This is a genomic window from Stenotrophomonas sp. Pemsol (assembly GCF_003586545.1).
Classification (GTDB): Bacteria; Pseudomonadota; Gammaproteobacteria; order Xanthomonadales; family Xanthomonadaceae; genus Stenotrophomonas; species Stenotrophomonas sepilia.
In genome coordinates, this window is the sequence record NZ_CP025780.1 from 3,457,138 (window position 1) to 3,476,822 (window position 19,685).

Consider the following 19,685-nt stretch of genomic DNA (forward strand, 5'->3'; position numbering starts at 1 on the left):
CCTGGACGCGGGTTCCTTGCGGTTGCCGGCCAGCGACCGGCACTACCGGTTACTGCCGCAGTTCGCGGTAGGTCGCAGCCGGGGCGGTGATGCCGGGGCTGGCGCGCCAGGGGTTGATGTCCAGGCCACCACGGCGGGTATAGCGGGCCTCCACTTCCAGCCATTGTGGCTGGCAGCGCGCAGATACCTCGCTGAAGATCCGCTCAACGCACTGCTCGTGGAACTCGGCGTGTTCACGGTAGCTGACCAAGTAGCGCAGCAGGCCCGCGCGATCGATCTTCGGCCCGCGGTAACGCAGGCTGACCGTGGCCCAGTCCGGCTGGCCGGTGACCGGGCAGTTGGACTTCAGCAGCGACGAGACCAGGGTCTCTTCCACCACCTCACCCGCATCGGCGGCGAGGAAGTCCGCCTGCGGCGGGCCGTAGCAGTCGATCTCCAGTTCCAGCCCGTCGATGGACTCGCCGAGCGGCGTCTCGCGCAGGCCTGGCAGGCCGAACTCGACCTGGACCGGCACACCGGCGCAGGCCGACAGATCCGCCACCAGGCGCGCGCGCAGTGCCTCGGCGCTGTCGATGCGGGTGCTGTTGAGGGAGTTGAGGTACAGCTTGAACGACTTCGATTCGATCAGCCGCGGCGAGGTGCATGGCACCTGCACCGTGGCGACGGCGACCTGCGGCTTGCCACGCGGGTCGAGCCAGCTCAGCTCGAAGGCGTGCCAGCGGTCGTGGCCGACGAACGGCAGCGCGGCCTCATCGAGGCCGATCTCGGCGCGGGCGCCGCTGCGGGGGATGGGGAACAGCAGGCCGGGATCGTACTGCGACGGGTAACTGACCTCGCGACCGAGGCTGGAATCCTGTGGGGTGTTCATGGAGGTCATTGTATCGCGCGGAGGGCGGGCCTTCGGCCGGGCCGGCCAACGGCGGAGCCCCTCCGTGGTGGGGTGTTGGGTCGTCGAAAGCCTGGATTCCCGGGAGTGGGCCGGGCGGATGGGGCTGGCGGGGACGCCGTGAATCCGTCCTTGGAGGCTTAGCCGCGCCAGCCCCACCCGCCCGGCCCCCCGACACATTTCTGCCGCCGATCCACCACGGGAAAGATCAGAAAATCAAAATCCGATCCTTCGGACATTTTCGATGTCTGCCATCCACGCATGGCGTGGATCTACCGGCAAGCCACGGGATCGGGTCTGGAGGAAAGCCCCCTGAGTCAGGGGGCGGCCGCGAAGCGGCAGGGGTCTGGAAGCTGGTAAGGGGGGCCCACCGTTCGCGCAGCGAACTGTGGGAGCGACAGCGCGCATGCGATGTCGCGTACCCAGGGCTGCAAGCCCTGCCGGTAACCCTTACCCCGCCGGAGTACCGGCACCGTGCAGGTAATCCAGGCTCACCTGCAGCAACGCCCTCAATCCCACATCCAGCGCCTTCTCATCCAGCAGGAACTTCGGCGAATGGTTGGCCGGCGCCGTCGCCGGGTCGATGCCCACGCTGGTGGAGCCGACGAAGAAGAACATGCCCGGCACTTCCTTCGCGTACAGCGAGAAATCCTCCGCGCCCATCTGCAGCGGCGGCTCGTACACGTTGTCCTTGCCCACCACCGCCTGCAGGCTCGGCAGCATCTTCGCGGTCAGCGCCGGGTCGTTCACCGTGGCTGGGTTGCCCTCCGACTCGTAGATGTCGGTCACCGCCTTCGCACCGTGCGCGGCGGCCGTGTGCTCGGCCACGTTGCGCAGGTCGGCAAAGATCTGCTGGCGCATGCCTTCGTCAAAGGTGCGGATGGTGCCGACCATCTCCACTTCATCGGGAATGATGTTGTAGCGGATGCCGCCGTTGATCGCGCCGAAGGTCAGCACCGCCGGTTGCTTGGACAGGTTGGCGCGGCGGCTGACGATGGTCTGCGCGGTGCCGACCAGATCGGCGGTGGCGACGATCGGGTCAACACCGTTCCACGGTGCCGAGCCATGCGTCTGGCGACCGATCACCTTGATCCCGAAGCGATCAGAGGCAGCCATCAATGGGCCGCCGCGCACCGCGATCTGGCCGGCCTGCACGCTGGAGAACACATGCAGGCCGAACACTGCCTCCGGCTTGAAGTCGGCAAACAGCCCTTCCTTCAGCATCAGTGCGGCACCGCCCTCTTCCGGCGGCGGCGCGCCTTCCTCGGCCGGCTGGAAGATCAGCATCACCTGGCCCGGCAGGTCCTTCTTCATTGATACCAGCGCTTCGGCCACGCCGAGCAGGGTGGCGGTATGCGCGTCGTGGCCACAGGCATGCATCACGCCCACGGTCTGCCCGCGGTACTGGTCGGTGGCCTTGGAGGCGAACGGCAGGCCTGTCTGCTCGGTCACCGGCAACGCGTCCATGTCCGCGCGCAACGCGATCTTCGGGCCTGGCTTGCCGCCTTCGATGATCGCCACCACGCCGTGGTGGGCGATGCCGGTCTTCGGCTTCAGGCCCATCGCACGCAGGCGCTTGGCGACCTCGGCCGAGGTGCGCGCCTCGCGGTTGGACAGCTCCGGGTGCTGGTGGAAATCACGGCGCCATTCGACCACCTGGGCCTGCAGCCGCTGCGCGGCGGCGGTCACTTCCGGGCGTTGCCCGTCCTGGGCATGGGCAAGCGCCGGCAGGGCCAGCAGCAGGGCGGACAGCAGCAGCGAACGGCGCATCGCAATCTCCACAGCAAGAGGGTTCCAGCTGAATGTAGGGCAACACCGGCGCCACGGGAACCTCCGGCGCCGCATCCGGTCTTAGCGCCCGTCCCATCCGTCATGCAGGAAACGTGATGTGGCACAGGTATGCTTTGCGCATTGTCCCGGCGTCCCGTCCGGTCCAGCCCTCTCGGAGTCCTCGTAATGTCACGTGTTTGGAAGATCGTGCTGCTGGTCGTGGCGATCCTGGTGCTGGCCGTGGTCGGCCTGCGCGTCATCGGCGGGGGCAAGGACAAGGCTGGAAAACCTGCTGCGGGCGCGCGCCAGGGCGGCGAAGATCCGAATGCCGGTCCAGTGCCGGTGACCGTGGTGGAGGCCACGCGCCAGGACGTGCCGGTGTATGCCAGCGCGCTGGGTACGGTGACCGCGATGAACACCGTCACTGTCAGCCCGCAGGTCGGCGGCCAGCTGATGAGCCTGAATTTCCGTGAAGGCCAGGAAGTGAAGCAGGGTGATGTGCTGGCGGTGATCGATCCGCGCACCGCCCAGGCCAGCTACGACCAGGCCGCGGCAGCCAAGCGCCAGAACGAGGCCCTGCTGGCCACCGCGCGCTCCAACTACCAGCGCTCGAACGCGCCGGAGTATCGCCAGTACGTCGCCAAGACCGATCTGGATACACAGCGAAACCAAGTGGCACAGTACGAAAGCGCCGTGGCCGCCAACGAGGCCAGCATGCGCTCGGCGCAGGTGCAGCTGCAGTACACCCGGGTCACCGCGCCGATCTCAGGCATCGCCGGCATCCGTGCGGTCGACGCCGGCAACGTGGTCAGCGCCGGTACCGCGCTGGTCACGCTGACCCAGATCCATCCGATCCACGTGCTGTTCAACCTGCCCGAGCGCCAGCTCGGCGATGTGCGCCAGGCACAGGCCGCCGGCACGGTACCGGTGGCGGCGCTGGACCGCGCCGATTCGCACGTGCTGTCCGGCGACGGCAAGCTCGATGTGGTCGACAACCTGATCAGTGCCGACAGCGGCACGTTCAAGGCGCGCGCCGTATTCGACAACACCGACAACGGCCTGTGGCCGGGCCAGTTTGTCAACGTGCGCATGCAGCTGCGCACCATCGGCGGCGGCGTGGTCATTCCGACCCAGGCGGTGCTGCGTGGCCCGGACGGCGAGTACGTCTACATCGTGCAGGGCGACAACACGGTAAAGATGCAGACTGTGCGCAGCGGCGTGGAAGTGGGCGACAGCCAGGTGCAGATCGCCGAAGGCCTCAAGGGTGGCGAGCGGGTGGTCAGCGAAGGCCAGTTCCGCCTGAAGCCGGGCAGCAAGGTCACCGCGCTGAAGCCGGGCGAGACCCCGGCCGCGCCGACCGAGGCCGAGCTGAAGGCGGCCGAACAGAAGAACGCGGGCGGCGGTGGCCGTCGCGGTGGTGGCCCGCGCTGAGCGCAGGCCACGGTTCTCCCTCGCGCCGGCGGACCTGCCGGCGCCGACATTGAAGTGCCAGCAAGGATCAGTCCGTGGGCTTTTCGACGATCTTCATCCGCCGCCCGATCGCTACCTCGCTGTTGATGGCGGGCCTGTTGCTGCTGGGCATCCTCGGTTACCGCAAGCTGCCGGTGTCGGCGCTGCCGGAAATCGATGCGCCCAGCCTTGTGGTCACCACCCAGTACCCCGGTGCGAACGCCACCACCATGGCCTCGCTGGTCACCACCCCGCTGGAGCGCCAGTTCGGGCAGATTTCCGGGCTGGAGCTGATGACGTCGGACTCGTCGGCCGGGTTGTCGACGATCATCCTGCAGTTCTCGATGGACCGCGACATCGACATCGCCGCGCAGGACGTGCAGGCGGCGATCCGTCAAGCCACCCTGCCCTCATCGCTGCCCTACCAGCCGGTCTACAACCGGGTGAATCCGGCCGACGCGGCCATCGTCACCCTGAAGCTGACCTCTGACACGCGCCCGCTGCGCGACGTCAACAATTACGCCGATTCCATCCTGGCCCAGCGCCTGTCGCAGGTGCAGGGCGTGGGCCTGGTCTCGATCGCCGGCAATGTGCGCCCGGCCGTGCGCATCCAGGTCAATCCGGCGCAGCTGTCGAACATGGGGCTGACCCTGGAACAGCTGCGCAGCGCGCTGACCCAGGCCAACGTCAACGCGCCGAAGGGCTCGTTGAACGGCAAGACCCAGTCCTACAGCATCGGCACCAACGACCAGCTGGCCAGCGCCGCCGAGTACCGCGACACCATCATCAGCTACAAGAACGGCCGCCCGGTGCGGCTGTCGGACGTGGCCGAGGTGATCGATGGCGTGGAGAACGACCAGTTGGCCGCCTGGGCCGATGGCAAGCCGGCGGTGCTGCTGGAAGTGCGCCGCCAGCCGGGCGCCAACATCGTGCAGACCGTCGAGCGCATCCGCGCGATCCTGCCGCAGCTGCAGGGCGTGCTGCCGGCCGACGTGCACCTGGAAATCTTCAACGATCGCACCGAGACCATCCGCGCCTCGGTGCATGAGGTGCAGTTCACCCTGATCCTCACCATCGGCCTGGTGGTGGCGGTGATCTTCGTGTTCCTGCGCCGCCTGTGGGCCACGATCATCCCGTCGGTGGCAGTACCGCTCTCGCTGGCCGGTACCTTCGCGGTGATGGCCTTCGCCGGCATGTCGCTGGACAACCTCTCGCTGATGGCGCTGGTGGTGGCCACCGGCTTCGTGGTCGACGATGCAATCGTGATGATCGAGAACATCGTGCGCTACATCGAGCAGGGCAAGAGTGGCAAGGAAGCGGCCGAGATCGGCGCACGCCAGATCGGCTTCACCGTGCTGTCGCTGACGGCCTCGCTGGTGGCGGTGTTCCTGCCGCTGCTGCTGATGCCCGGCGTCACCGGCCGCCTGTTCCACGAGTTCGCGTGGGTGCTGAGCATCGCCGTGGTGCTGTCGATGCTGATCTCGCTGACGCTGACCCCGATGATGTGCGCCTACCTGCTCAAGCCCGATGCCCTGCCCGAGGGCGAGGACGCGCATGAGCGCGCGGCGGCGGCCGGCAAGCAGAACCTGTGGACGCGCACCGTCGGCCTCTACGAGCACAGCCTGGACTGGGTGCTTGGCCACCAGCGGCTGACCCTGGCCGTGGCCGGTGGCGCGCTGGTGCTGACCGTGCTGCTGTACGTGCTGATTCCCAAGGGCCTGCTGCCCGAACAGGACACCGGCCTGATCACCGGCGTGGTGCAGGCCGACCAGAACATCGCCTTCCCGCAGATGGAGCAGCGCACCAGGCAGGTGGCCGAAGCGCTGCGCCAGGATCCGGACGTGACCGGCGTGTCGGCCTTCATCGGCGCCGGCAGCATGAACCCCACCCTCAACCAGGGCCAGCTGTCGATCGTGCTGAAGGAGCGCAGCCAGCGCGACGGCCTGGATGAGATCCTGCCGCGCCTGCAGAAGGCAGTGGCCGGCATTCCGGGCGTGGCGCTGTACCTGAAGCCGGTGCAGGACGTAACCCTGGATACCCGCGTGGCCGCCACCGAGTACCAGTACTCGCTGTCGGACGTGGATTCGGCGACGGTGGCGACCCAGGCCACGCGCCTGACCGAAGCGCTGCGCAAGCGCCCGGAACTGGCCGACGTCGACAACAACCTGTCCAACCAGGGCCGCGCCCTGGAGCTGAACATCGACCGCGACAAGGCCAGCGTGCTGGGCGTGCCGATGCAGACCATCGACGACACGCTCTACGATGCGTTCGGCCAGCGCCAGATCTCGACCATCTTCACCGAGCTCAACCAGTATCGTGTGGTGCTGGAAGTGGCACCGGAGTTCCGCACCAGCACCGCGCTGATGGAACAGCTGGCGGTCGCCTCCAACGGCGCCGGCGCATTGACCGGCACCAATGCCACCAGCTTCGGCCAGGTCACCTCCTCCAACTCGTCCACCGCCACCGGCATCGGCGCGCAGAACACCGGCATCACCGTCGGCGCCGGCAACATCATCCCGCTGTCGGCGCTGGCCGAAGGCAAGGTCAGCAGCGCCCCGCTGGTGGTCAGCCACCAGCAGCAGCTGCCGGCGGTGACCGTGTCGTTCAACGTGGCGCCGGGCTATTCGCTGTCCGAAGCGGTGCGTGCGATCCAGGAGACCAAGGACAGCCTGGACATGCCGGCACACCTGCATGCCGAATTCATCGGCAAGGCCGCTGAATTCACCGGCAGCCAGACCGATGTGGTGTGGCTGCTGCTGGCCTCGCTGGTGGTGATCTACATCGTGCTGGGCGTGCTCTACGAGAGCTACATCCACCCGATCACGATCATCTCCACGCTGCCACCGGCCGGTGTCGGCGCGCTGCTGGCGCTGATGCTGTGCGGGCTGAGCCTGTCGGTGGATGGCATCGTCGGCATCGTGCTGCTGATCGGCATCGTCAAGAAGAACGGCATCATGATGGTCGACTTCGCGATCGAGGCGCGCCGCGCCGGCGCCAACGCGCACGAAGCGATCCGCCGCGCCTGCCTGCTGCGCTTCCGCCCGATCATGATGACCACCGCCGCGGCCATGCTCGGCGCACTGCCGCTGGCGCTGGGCACCGGCATCGGTTCGGAGCTGCGCCGCCCGCTGGGTATCGCCATCGTCGGTGGCCTGCTGCTGTCGCAGCTGGTGACGCTGTACACCACGCCGGTGATCTACCTGTACATGGAGCGCTTCTCCGAGTGGCTGGCGCGCCGCCGCGAACAGCGTGCGCTGCGCGAGGGTTCGCTGCAGGAGCCGCAGGCATGATCCACGCCCCGCTGCCGTGGGCGGCCGCACGATGAACCTGTCCGGCCCCTTCATCCGCCGCCCGATCGGCACCGCGCTGCTGGCCATCGGCTTGTTCATGGTCGGCCTGATCTGCTACCTGCGCCTGGGCGTATCGGCGCTGCCGAACATCGAGATCCCCGTGATCTTCGTGCATGCCAGCCAGTCCGGCGCCGACGCGGCGACCATGGCCTCCACGGTCACCGCGCCGCTGGAACGCCATCTCGGCCAGCTGCCAGGCATCGATCGCATGCGATCGTCGAGCTCGGAAGGCAGCTCGCTGGTGTTCATGATCTTCCAGAGCGGCCACAACATCGATTCGGCCGCGTTGGACGTACAGACCGCGATCAACTCGGCACAGGCCGACCTGCCTTCGGGCATGGGCTCGCCGATGTACCAGAAGGCGAACCCGAACGACGACCCGGTGATCGCCATCGCGTTGACCTCGCAGACGCAGTCGGCCGACGAGCTCTACAACGTGGCCGACTCGCTGCTGGCGCAGCGCATCCGCCAGATCAGCGGCGTCGCCTCGGTCGACATCGCTGGCGCGTCGACGCCAGCGGTACGCGTGGACGTCAACCTGCGCCTGATGAACGCGCTGGGCCTGACCGCCGATGACCTGCGCAACGCGGTGCGCGCGGCCAACGTGACCTCGCCCACCGGCTTCCTCAGCGATGGCAACACCACCACGGCGATCATCGCCAACGACTCGGTGGCACGCGCCGCCGACTTCGCCGACCTGGTGGTCAAGACCCAGGGCGACGGCCGGGTGATCCGCCTGAAGGACATCGCCAACGTCTACGACGGCCAGCAGGATGCCTACCAGGCGGCGTGGTTCGACCACAAGCCGGCGGTGGTGATGTACGTGTTCACCCGCGCCGGCGCCAACATCGTGGAGACCGTGGATCGGGTCAAGGCGCAGATCCCCACCCTGCGCGACTACCTGCAGCCGGGCACCACGATGACGCCGTACTTCGACCGTACGCCGACCATCCGTTCGTCGCTGCATGAAGTGCAGGTCACCCTGCTGATCAGCCTGGCGATGGTGGTGCTGACCATGGCGCTGTTCCTGCGCCGGCTGGCCCCCACCCTGATCGCGGCGGTGACCGTGCCGCTGTCGCTGGCCGGCGCCGCGCTGGTGATGTACGTGATGGGCTTCACCCTGAACAACCTGAGCCTGCTGGCGCTGGTGATCGCGATCGGCTTCGTGGTCGACGATGCGATCGTGGTGATCGAGAACATCATGCGCCACCTCGACGAAGGCATGCCGCGCATGCAGGCGGCGTTGACCGGTGCGCGCGAGATCGGCTTCACCATCGTCTCGATCACCGCCTCGCTGGTGGCGGTGTTCATCCCGCTGCTGTTCGCCAGTGGCATGATGGGCGCGTTCTTCCGCGAGTTCACCGTCACCCTGGTGGCGGCCATCGTGGTTTCGATGATCGTCTCGCTGACGTTGACCCCGGCGCTGTGCAGCCGCTTCCTCAGCGCGCACGACCACAGCGCGCCGCCGTCGCGTTTCGGCCGCTGGCTGGATGCCGGCCACGAGCGGATGCTGCGCATCTACACCGTGTTCCTCGATTTCTCGCTGCGCCACGCGCTGCTGCTGTCGCTGACGCCACTGATCCTGATCGGCGTCACCATCTTCCTGTTCGGCGCGGTGAAGAAGGGCGCGTTCCCGCCGCAGGACACCGGCCTGATCTGGGGCCGCGCCAACTCCAGTGCCACCGTGTCGTTCGAGGACATGGTCGCGCGCCAGCGCCGCATCACCGACATGCTGATGGCCGACCCGGCGGTGAAGACGGTGGGTGTACGCCTGGGCAGCGGCCGCCAGGGCTCCAGTGCACAGTTCAACATCGAGCTGAAATCACGCAGCGACGGCCGCCGCGAAACCACCGCGCATGCGTTGGCGCGCCTCAGCGCCAAGGCCGATCGCTATCCCGACCTGCAGCTGCGCCTGCGCGCGATCCAGGACCTGCCCAGCAACGATGGCGGCGGTTCCAGCCAGGGCGCGCAGTACCGCATCTCGCTGCAGGGCAACGACCTGGCCGCACTGCAGGAATGGCTGCCCAAGCTGCAGGCGGAACTGAAGAAGAACCCGAAGCTGCGCGACGTCGGCACCGACGTGGACAATGCCGGCCTGCGCCAGAACATCCAGATCGACCGCGCAAAGGCCGCGCGCCTGGGCATCACAGTGGGCGCCATCGACGGCGCGCTGTATGGTGCGTTCGGCCAGCGCCAGATCTCTACCATCTATTCGGACATCAACCAGTACAGCGTCGTGGTCAATGCCCTGCCCTCGCAGACCGCCACCCCGGCGGCGCTGGATGAGGTGTACGTGCGTGCGCGCAACGGCGACATGGTGCCGATCACCGCGGTGGCCACGCAGATGCCTGGCCTGGCCCCATCGCAGATCACCCACGAGAACCAGTACACGACGATGGACCTCAGCTACAACCTGGCTCCCAACGTGAGCATGGGCGAGGCCAAGGCGATCATCGACGCGACCGTGGCCGGCATGCGCATGCCCGGCGACATCCGCCTGGCCGACGATGCGGGCTTCGGCTTCAACTCCGATCCCAGCGACATGCTGATCCTGGTGTTCGCCGCAATCCTGACCGTGTACCTGGTACTGGGCATGCTCTACGAGAGCCTGATCCATCCGGTCACCATCCTGTCCACGCTGCCGGCGGCGGGTGTCGGTGCGCTGCTGGCCCTGTTCGGCACCAACACCGAGCTGTCGGTGATCTCGATGATCGCGCTGGTGCTGCTGATCGGCATCGTCAAGAAGAACGCGATCATGATGATCGACTTCGCACTGGTGGCGCAGCGCGAGCATGGGCTGGCGCCGCGCGATGCCGCACGCGAGGCCAGCATCGTGCGCTTCCGCCCGATCATGATGACCACGATGGTCGCGATCCTGGCCGCAGTACCGCTGGCGATCGGCCTGGGTGAAGGGTCCGAGCTGCGCCGCCCGCTGGGCATCGCGATGATCGGCGGCCTGCTGTTCTCGCAGAGCCTGACCCTGCTCAGTACGCCGGCACTGTACGTGATCTTCTCCTGCCTGGCCGAGCGCTGGCGCGCCCGTCGCGCGCGCAGGCGCGAAGCGAAGCTGCTCAAGCGCGCGCAGCGGGCGTAGTAGAGCCCATCCACGCATGGCGTGGATCTAGTTCTCGATACTGCGAATCTGCCGGCCAGCGGCCGGCACTACCACCGGCGCGGAGGGTGGGTGCGGACCGTTGGCACGCCTCCCGGTTTGACGTGCTGTAACGAAAAGAGAACAATTCCCCTCCAGCCATGGTCCTGCGCCCCTTCGCGGCGCCCCGCTGCCCTCTCCGGCAAGCCTGCGTGATCCCAGCCATCGACCTTTCCCCCCATGCGGGCGGATGGCGCGTGGCCGTTCGCCGAGGATGACTGAACCATGCTCCTGCACCCACTCTGCCGCCCGGCCCTGCTTGCCGTTTCCCTGTCACTGGCCTGTGCCGCGCATGCCCAGTCCGTACCCGAGCGCACCAATCGGAACCGCAGTGCCACCGATCTGGATGCGGTGAAGGTCACAGCCGAACGCACCCACGCCGATACCGGCGCCCTTGGTGATCGCGTGCTGCGTGATACCCCGTTCGCGATCACCGCCGTGGGCCGCGAGCAGATCGAGCAGCGCCAAGTGGTCTCGCTGGGCGAAGCGTTTCTGCTCGACCCTTCGGTCACCACCCAGGTCAGCGCCTATGCCAGTGGCTGGAGTTCGCCGATCCGCAACCGTGGCATCGACCTGAACTTCGACAGCTATCGCGTCAATGGCCTGCAGGTTTCCTCGTGGGGTACCGAGTGGCCGCTGGAAGTGATGGAACAGGTCGATCTGCTGAAAGGCCCGGGTGGATTCCTTTATGGTTTCGGTGCCCCCGGTGGCATCGTCAACTACATCACCAAGAAGCCGACCGATACGCCCACCTTCTCCGCCCAGCTGGGCTGGCGCGAGCAGGGCATCGTCAGTGCCGGGATGGACGTCGGCGGCCGCTTCGGCAACGAGCAGATGTTCGGTTATCGCTTCAATGCTTTCGAGGAAAAGGGTGAGACCTTCAATGGTGGCCACGTCGATCGCAAGGTGGGCGCACTGTCGCTGGACGCGCGCCTGAGCGACGCACTGATCTGGACCTTCGACGGCGTGTTCCAGTCACGCGACCTGCGCGAGGAATCGCCGCAGTACTACTTCCGCGGACTGACCTCGTTGCCGCGACCGATCGCCGGGAATACCGGCAACAGTGTCTCCGGCACCTACTACGACACTCGTTCCAGCCTGTTGTCGACCCGCTTGGACTGGCAGATCAACAGCGACTGGAAAACCAGCCTGAGTTACGGCGTCACCACCTCGTGGAATGACGTCAACAAGATCTTCGCCTACCTCGATTCGCCCAATGGCGACTATGACGTCAACGTCTATGAACTGGGTGGCAAGAGCGAGTGGAGGCTGGCCCAGGCGATGCTGCAGGGCAGCTTCCGCACCGGTCCGCTGCAGCATCAGGTGGTGGCAGGCATCAGTCACCAGACCGGGCTGGGCTGGGACCGTCCCTACGAATGGAGCCTGATCGGCCGCGCCAACCTGTACCAGCGCCATGACATCCGCCATGACGCCGTCGGTTCACGGATGATGACCCGTGGCGACGAGACCGTGCAGCAGGCCGTGTTCGCAAGCGATACCGTCGATCTCGGCAGCGGATGGTCGGTGCTGGCGGGCTGGCGCTACAACGATTACGAGACCAAGGGTCGCTACCACACCTATCCGGTCACACCGACCTATGCCGTGATGTTCAAGCCCAGCGAGGCGGTCACCCTCTACGCCAGCTACATCGAATCGCTGGAAGCGGGCAGCCGCGTAGGCAACAACTACGTCAACGCCGGTGAAGTGCTCGACCCGACCCTCAGCAAGCAGTATGAGATCGGCGCGAAGGCCGAGGCCGCGCGCTGGAACGCGAACGTGGCGGCGTTCCGGCTGGAACGTGGCGCCAACATCGATGAACTCACACCGGCCGGCAAGCGCCTGGTGCAGGACGGCATCACGCTGTACGAAGGCATCGAGGCCAGTGCCGACCTGCACCTCAGCGATGTCCTCACGGTTGGCGGAGGCGTCACCTGGCTGGACCCGACCTACGACAGGCTGTCCCCGGCCAGCGCTGCACAGGAGGGCAACCGTACCGCCGGTGCGGCGCGCTGGAGCGGGGTCGTGCACGCCACCTACCAGCTGCCGTGGGTGGATGGCCTGGAAACATACGCCGCGGTGCGCTACTACGGCGATGTCTGGTACGACGCCGACAACACCCTGAAGCTGCCCGATTACACGCTGGTCAATGCAGGCATCGGCTACCGCCTGCTCGCCTCCGGTCATCCGCTGACCGTGCGCGCCAGCGTCGAGAACCTGGCCAACCGGAAGTACTGGTCCAACGCCGGCACAGGCCTGCCACGCACGTTCGCTGTGAGCGTGCGGTTCGACATGTAGGGCCCGGCAGCACCGTGGGTGCGGACCGTTGGTCCGCACTCCATATTTCACGCGCAGCCCGCAATAATGGTGGAAGACCCTTCCACCGAGCCTGCATGTCCGCCCGCCAATCCCGCCTCAGCCGACTGTGGGCCCACGAAAAGGCCAGCTACGGCCTGCGCGTGTTCATCGCGCTGACCGCGGCCGTGGCCGTGTGCTGGCAGTTCGAGGCGCTGACCGCCCTGCCCGGCGTGTTCCTCGGCATCATCGCAAGCGCCATCGCAGAAACCGACGACAACTGGTGGGGCCGGACCAAGGCCGTGGTGTTGTCCCTGTTGTGCTTCTGCATTGCGGCGGCTTCGGTGATCTGGCTGTTCCCGTGGCCGTGGATCTTCATCGGCGCGCTGGCACTGTCCACCTTCGGCCTGACCCTGCTTGGCGCGCTCGGCGAGCGCTACGCATCCATTGCCCAGGCCACGGTGACGCTGGCGATCTACACGATGATCGGCCTGGAGCAACATGGTGCCAGCGACCTGCACAGCGCACTGGAAGCGGTCAGCCATCTGCTGGCCGGTGCGGTCTGGTACGGGCTGTTGTCGATCCTGTGGGCCGCGTTGTTCGCCAACCGGCCGGTGCGCGAACGCGTGGCGCGGCTGTACCTTGAGCTGGGCCGCTACCTGCAGCTGAAGGCTGCGCTGTTCGAGCCGGTGCGCGAAGCCGACCTGCAACGTCGCCAGCTCGACCTGGCCGAACAGAACCGCCGTGTGGTGGGTGCACTGAACGAGGCCAAGACAGCGATCCTGGCCCGCTTCGGCCGCTCCGGCCGGCCCGGGGTGAACTCCGGCCTGTACCTGCGCCTGTACTACATGGCGCAGGATTTCCACGAGCGCGCCAGTTCCTCGCACTACCCGTATGGCGCGCTGGTGGACGCCTTCTTCCACAGCGATGTGCTTTACCGCTGCCAGCGCCTGCTCGACCTGCAGGGCCAGGCCTGTGCCCGCCTGGGCGAGGCGATCCGGCTGCGTCGTCCGTTCGTATACGGTGAAAGCAACCAGCAGGCCGGGCGCGACCTGGCAGACGCGCTGGCCTACCTGCGTGACCAGCAGCGCCCGCAGTGGCAGCGCCTGCTCGGCTCGCTGGACCTGCTGGTTCACAACCTGCGCAGCATCGAGCGCCGCCTGCTGGATGCCGAACGTTCCGAAGCCAGCCTGGACAACGTCGACACCCGCCTGCGCGACAGCAACCCGCATACCCTGCGCGAGATGGGCGTGCGCATCCGCCAGCAGTTCACGCCCGGCTCGGTTCTGTTCCGCCATGGCCTGCGCATGGCACTGGCGCTGATCGCCGGCTTTGCAGCGATCCGGCTGTTCAATGCGCAGAACGGTTCATGGGTGCTGCTGACCATCGTGTTCGTGTGCCGGCCCAACTTCGGCGCCACCCGCCAGCGCCTGGCACAGCGCATCGTCGGCACCGTCGCCGGACTGGTGCTGACCTGGGCACTGCTGCAGCTGTTCCCGCAGCTGCACGTGCAGTTGCTGATCGCCCTGCTCTCTGCGCTGCTGTTCTTCTTCACCCGCACCGACCGCTACCTGGTGGCATCAGCCGCGATCACCGTGATGGCACTGACCTGCTTCAACCTGATCGGTGATGGCTTCGTGCTGATCGTACCGCGCATGGTCGATACGCTGCTGGGCTGCGCGATCGCAGCAGCGGCAGCATTCCTGATCCTGCCTGACTGGCAGGGCCGGCAGCTGCATCTCGTCCTGGCACGCGTGCTGGACACTGCGGCTCGCTACCTGGATTCGGTGCTGGGCCAGTACCGCAGCGGCATGCGCGACGACCTGGCCTACCGCATCGCCCGCCGCGACATGCACAACGCCGACGCCGCGCTGTCCACCGCACTGTCGAACATGCTGCGCGAACCCGGCCACGTGCGCCGCAACCTGGATGCCGGCTTCCGCTTCCTGGCGCTGTCCAACACGCTGCTGGGGCATCTGTCGGCGCTGGGTGCGCACCGCGACCAGGTGGACAGCTACGCTGGCGATCCACTGGCGCTGGCCGCGGGCGATCGCGTGCGCAAGGCACTTCAGCAGCTGGCGACGGCGCTGACCGCGCGGCAACCGGTCGCGGACGATGACAACGACGCCGACCGCGCGGTGGCCGCCGAGCTGGAGCAGATCGACGAGGCGATGCCGCCGAAACTGCAGTTGATCCGTACCCAGATGGCGCTGGTACTGCGCATGCTGCCGAAGGTGCGTGCCGCGGCCAATGAGGCGGTGACCAACCTGACCTGATCCGTCATCGCTGCGGGCATCCCATCCACGCAGGGCGTGGATCTGCTGCGCCGCGTGCAACGGCGCGCTGCCCCTGGCGATGCAGTTCGATCACGCCGCCACGCGGATGCTGGGCAGCTCCCGCCCCGGATCATCACCATGAAAATCGAACTCAGCGGCCGCACCGCGCTGGTGACCGCCTCCACCGCCGGCATCGGCCTGGCCATCGCCCAGGGCCTGGCCAGCGCTGGTGCGCGGGTCGTTCTCAATGGCCGCAGCACCAACAGCGTCGAGCGCGCCCGCCAGCATCTGCTCGCGGCCGTCCCGGGAGCCGACGTATTCGGTGTCGCCGCCGACCTCTCCGATGCGGCCGGTGTCGATATGCTGCTGGCTGGGCTGCCGAAGATCGACATCCTGGTCAACAACGCCGGCATCTTCGGCCCGCAGGACTTCTTCCAGACCGATGACGCCACCTGGGAGCGCTACTGGCAGACCAACGTGATGTCCGGCGTACGCCTGTCGCGTGCGCTGCTGCCAGCGATGGTCGATGCCGGCTGGGGCCGCGTGCTGTTCATCTCGTCCGAATCGGCGCGCAACATTCCGTCCGATATGATCCATTACGGGGTCAGCAAGACCGCGCAGCTGTCACTGTCACGCGGCCTGGCCAAGCGCGTGGCCGGCAGTGGCGTCACCGTCAACGCAGTGCTGCCTGGCCCGACCCTGTCCGATGGCTTCGCCGCGATGTTCGAGGATGAACGCCAGCGCAGCGGCAAGCCGCTGGAACAGATCGGCCGCGAGTTCGTGATGGCGCACCGGCCGTCTTCGGTGATCCAGCGCACCGCTACGGTCGAGGAAGTGGCCAACATGGTGGTGTACCTGGCGTCGCCGCAGGCTTCGGCCACGTCCGGTGCGGCACTGCGCGTGGACGGCGGCGTGGTCGACGATATCGTCTGAGGGTGCTGGCAGGTGTGCGGACCAGCGGTCCGCACCCACAGGTCCGCACCCACAGCGGATGGGCAGGAATGCTAGGCTGCGCCGGTCAAGGAGGCTCCATGTCCGGTCACAACCAATTCGCCCTGCTGCGCCAGCGCCGTTTCCTGCCGTTCTTCGTCGTACAGGCGCTCGGTGCGTTCAACGACAACGTGTACCGGCAGGCGATCATCAGCATGTTGCTGTTCATGGCCGTGCCGGAGGAAGAACTGGGGTTGTACGCCACCCTGGCACCGGCCATCTTCATCCTGCCGTATTTCCTGTTCTCGGCGCTGGCCGGGCAGATCGCCGACAAACTGGAAAAATCGCGGCTGATCGTGATCACCACCACCATGGAGATCGTGATCATGTCGCTGGCGGCCACCGGCTTCCTCACCCAGAGCCTGCCGGTGCTGCTGGTCGCGCTGTTCTGTACCGGCATGCAGTCCACCCTGTTCGGCCCGGTGAAGTATTCGGTGCTGCCGTCGGTGCTCAGGCCCGAGGAACTGACCGGCGGCAACGGCCTGGTCGAGATGGGCACTTCAATGTCGATTCTCTCCGGCATGATCGTTGGCGGCCTGGTGTTCACCGTGGCCGGCAGCCACGGTACGGTGGTGGCTGCGTGCGCGATCATCGCCCTGGCGATCTGCGGCAACATCGCCGCGCGCCTGATTCCCAGGGTCGATGCAGGCGACCCGACCCTGAAGATCAACTGGAACCCGTTGCCGGAATCGCTGGCGGTACTGCGCATGGCGCGCCAGCAGAAGGCCGTGCGCAACTCGATCCTGGGCGTGTCCTGGTTCTGGTTCGTTGGCACCGTGCTGACCTCGCAGCTACCGGCCTACGCGGTGACCAACCTGGGCGGCGAGCCGACCCTGTACATCTTTGCGCTGGCCCTGTTCTCGGTCGGCACCGGCGTCGGCTCGCTGCTGTGCGAGAAGCTGTCGGCACGCACGGTGGAAATCGGCCTGGTGCCGCTGGGTGCGTTCGGCATGACCGCGTTCCTGCTGGACCTGTACTTCGCCCGCAGCGGCGAAGCGGCCGTGCACGGGCTGACCATTGGTCCGTTCCTGCAGCAGCCCGGCAGCATCCGCATCGTCATCGACCTGATCGGCATCGGCCTGTTCACCGGCATCTTCGTGGTGCCGCTGTTCGCGCTGATCCAGAGCCGCACGCCGAAGGCGCAGATGTCGCGCGTGTTCGCCGCACTGAACATCCAGAACTCGGGCTTCATCGTCGCTGCGGCGTTGCTGTCGCTGGCCGCGCACACGCTGCTGCACTGGACCATTCCGCAGCAGTTCCTGGCGCTGGCCATCGCCAACGCGCTGGTGGCGATCTACATCTTCACCATCGTCCCTGAATTCCTGATGCGCTTCCTCAGCTGGCTGATGGTGCGCACCCTGTACCGGCTGCGCCCGCACGGCATCGAGGCCAACGTGCCGGACGAAGGCGCCGCGCTGCTGGTCTGCAACCACGTCAGCTACATGGACGCGCTGATCCTGTCGGCGACGATTCCGCGTCCGGTGCGCTTCGTCATGTACTACAGGATCTTCAACATCCCGGTAATGCGCTGGATCTTCCGGACCGCCAAGGCAATCCCGATCGCCGGTGCGCGCGAAGACCCGGCACTGATGCAGCGGGCGTTCGACGAGATCGACGCTGCGCTGGCCGAAGGCGAACTGGTCTGCATCTTCCCCGAGGGTGCGCTGACCCGCGACGGCGAGATGGCGCCGTTCAAGTCCGGCGTCGAGAAGATCCTCGAGCGGCGGCCGGTGCCGGTGGTGCCGATGGCACTGCGCGGCATGTGGTCGAGCATGTGGAGTCGCCGCGACAGCCGCCTCGGCCGCATGCGGGTGCCGCGCCGTTTCCGCGCCACGGTCGAGGTGGTGGCGGCACCGGCCGTTGATGGCCACGCCACCCGCGCCCCGGTGCTGGAGGCGCAGGTGCGGGCCCTGCGTGGCGATCACGCCTGATCGGCCCGGCGGCCGTCGGTAGCGCTTCCAGGCGATAGCCCTAATCCCCGGAATGACGGCCTCTGTCTCATGACAGAGGCCCGTCAAATAGCGCCCAGTCAAGGGCCATACACGCCACCATCTGACTGTAAACGCATACATGCAGCGCAGGTTGAGGTAGATTACGCACCCACAGGGGGGAGGTTCGGCCAATGCACCAAGGCCGGCCACCAAGGAATGGAGTCTTGCTTTGAATCAACCGCCACCGCTCAGCCGTCCCGTCTACATCCCCAACCATCTGGTCTGGGCGATCCTGACGACGCTGTTCTGCTGCCTGCCGTTGGGCGTGGTGTCGATCGTCTATGCCTCCCAGGTCGATGGCCGCCGCGCGGCCGGCGACCTGCCGGGGGCCTACAGCGCGTCGCGCAAGGCGGGCTGGTGGGCGGTGGCTTCGGCCGTGGCCCTGCCGGTCCTGTTGCTGTTGTGGTTCGGGCTGTTCGGCGGCTTGGCCGTACTGGGCGCTCTTTCCGACCAATGATTCACCACCACCACCCATCAAGGAGCTTGAACCCGTGAATACCGCCACTCCGCAGGTCCCGAACAATCTGGTCTGGGCCATCCTGAGCACCCTGTTCTGCTGCCTGCCGGCCGGCATCGTGTCGATCGTCTACGCCGCCCAGGTCAACGGCAAGCTGGCCGCTGGCGACATCGCCGGTGCCCAGGAATCCTCGGCCAAGGCCAAGAAGTGGGCCATCTGGTCGGCCATTGCCGCCGTCGTGGTCGGCGTGCTGTACGGCATCCTGATCGTCGCTCTCGGCGGCATGGGTGCGATGAGCAACAGCGGCTACTGATCCGCGTGGACGGATCCGGCGCCTGCGCCGGATCCGTTGCTGCATGTCCGCACTGCCCACCCGATCCCGACTGGCCCGCTGGGCACCGCTGCTGGCCGCCACCGGCCTGGCCGCCGGTGCCGCGCTGGTGCTGCGCAACGTCAATCCGTATGTCGCCGGCAATCCCTTGCCGAGCTGCCCGCTGTACGCGCTGACCGGCCTGTACTGCCCGGGCTGTGGCAGCACCCGCTGCCTGTATTCGCTGGTCCATTTCGACCTGCCCGGCGCGATGGCGATGAACCCGCTGCTGGTCATCAGCCTGCCCTTCCTGCTGCTGATGCTGCTGAACGTCGCCGGCATCCGTCCGCGCCTGCTGGACCCGCTGATGCGGGTGCTGGCCAATCCCACGTTCTGGCTCTGGGTACTGCCTGGGTATGCGCTGCTGCGTAACCTGCCGTGGGCACCGTTCACGGCGCTGGCACCGGTCTAGTTTCCAGCCAACGGCGCAGCCCCTTGTGGTGGGCGGCGTTTGTCGGTCATGGGATTGGCCGGGCGGGTGGACTGCGCAGGGGGCGCTGCAAGTACGTCCATGTAAGCTCGGTCGCCGCATCCATGCGGCTCACGCCCCTGCGCAGCCCACCCGCCCGGCCACGGACAGTTTCCGTGTGCGTCCACCACGGAAAAGAAAGAGAAGATCAAAAGCGGAAGCGGATCGCTTCGCTCTGCATCCACGCATGGCGTGGATCTACCGTGTCGACCAAGGTCGACACCTACCAACAGC

12 protein-coding genes are annotated in these 19,685 nt (G+C 66.9%); 10 read left to right on the forward strand and 2 right to left on the reverse strand.

Annotated features, from left to right (window positions below):
* Positions 1 to 49: 49 nt before the first annotated feature.
* The gene (queF, locus tag PEM_RS15885; protein ID WP_095378207.1) at positions 50 to 868 is read right to left on the reverse strand and encodes an NADPH-dependent 7-cyano-7-deazaguanine reductase QueF; all 819 of its coding nucleotides are present in this window, start codon (positions 866 to 868) and stop codon (positions 50 to 52) included.
* A 468-nt stretch (positions 869 to 1,336) separates the two neighbouring features.
* Entirely contained in the window at positions 1,337 to 2,656 is a 1,320-nt protein-coding gene (locus PEM_RS15890; RefSeq protein WP_053500212.1) for a M20 family metallopeptidase, read from the reverse strand.
* A gap of 186 nt (positions 2,657 to 2,842) precedes the next feature.
* Between PEM_RS15890 and PEM_RS15895 the strand changes: the two genes are divergently transcribed.
* The 10 genes from PEM_RS15895 (at position 2,843) to PEM_RS15940 (ending at position 19,394) form a co-directional block, all read left to right on the forward strand.
* Positions 2,843 to 4,087, forward strand: coding sequence for an efflux RND transporter periplasmic adaptor subunit (locus PEM_RS15895; RefSeq protein ID WP_111128857.1), 1,245 nt, complete (start codon positions 2,843 to 2,845; stop codon positions 4,085 to 4,087).
* A 74-nt stretch (positions 4,088 to 4,161) separates the two neighbouring features.
* The gene (locus PEM_RS15900) at positions 4,162 to 7,395 is read left to right on the forward strand and encodes an efflux RND transporter permease subunit (RefSeq protein ID WP_111174614.1); all 3,234 of its coding nucleotides are present in this window, start codon (positions 4,162 to 4,164) and stop codon (positions 7,393 to 7,395) included.
* A gap of 31 nt (positions 7,396 to 7,426) precedes the next feature.
* Positions 7,427 to 10,549 carry an efflux RND transporter permease subunit gene (locus tag PEM_RS15905; protein ID WP_065186763.1) on the forward strand — a complete coding sequence of 1,041 codons (3,123 nt, stop codon included), beginning with the start codon at positions 7,427 to 7,429 and terminating at the stop codon, positions 10,547 to 10,549.
* Between the two features lie 282 nt (positions 10,550 to 10,831).
* A complete protein-coding gene (locus PEM_RS15910; RefSeq protein ID WP_111128861.1) occupies positions 10,832 to 12,901 on the forward strand; it encodes a TonB-dependent receptor in 2,070 nt (689 codons plus the stop codon).
* 95 nt (positions 12,902 to 12,996) lie between these two features.
* Positions 12,997 to 15,174, forward strand: a complete 2,178-nt coding sequence (yccS, locus tag PEM_RS15915) for a YccS family putative transporter (protein ID WP_053500204.1) — start codon at positions 12,997 to 12,999, stop codon at positions 15,172 to 15,174.
* 138 nt (positions 15,175 to 15,312) lie between these two features.
* Entirely contained in the window at positions 15,313 to 16,107 is a 795-nt protein-coding gene (locus PEM_RS15920) for an SDR family oxidoreductase (RefSeq protein ID WP_111128862.1), read from the forward strand.
* A 98-nt stretch (positions 16,108 to 16,205) separates the two neighbouring features.
* The gene (locus PEM_RS15925) at positions 16,206 to 18,095 is read left to right on the forward strand and encodes an MFS transporter (protein WP_095378402.1); all 1,890 of its coding nucleotides are present in this window, start codon (positions 16,206 to 16,208) and stop codon (positions 18,093 to 18,095) included.
* 229 nt (positions 18,096 to 18,324) lie between these two features.
* Positions 18,325 to 18,612 (forward strand): CD225/dispanin family protein, encoded by a 288-nt coding sequence (locus PEM_RS15930; protein ID WP_005419784.1) that lies wholly within the window; start codon positions 18,325 to 18,327, stop codon positions 18,610 to 18,612.
* Positions 18,613 to 18,646: 34 nt separating this feature from the next.
* Entirely contained in the window at positions 18,647 to 18,925 is a 279-nt protein-coding gene (locus PEM_RS15935; RefSeq protein WP_005419785.1) for a CD225/dispanin family protein, read from the forward strand.
* A gap of 43 nt (positions 18,926 to 18,968) precedes the next feature.
* Complete coding sequence (locus tag PEM_RS15940; RefSeq protein WP_005419786.1) at positions 18,969 to 19,394, forward strand: DUF2752 domain-containing protein; 426 nt, start codon at positions 18,969 to 18,971, stop codon at positions 19,392 to 19,394.
* Positions 19,395 to 19,685: the final 291 nt, after the last annotated feature.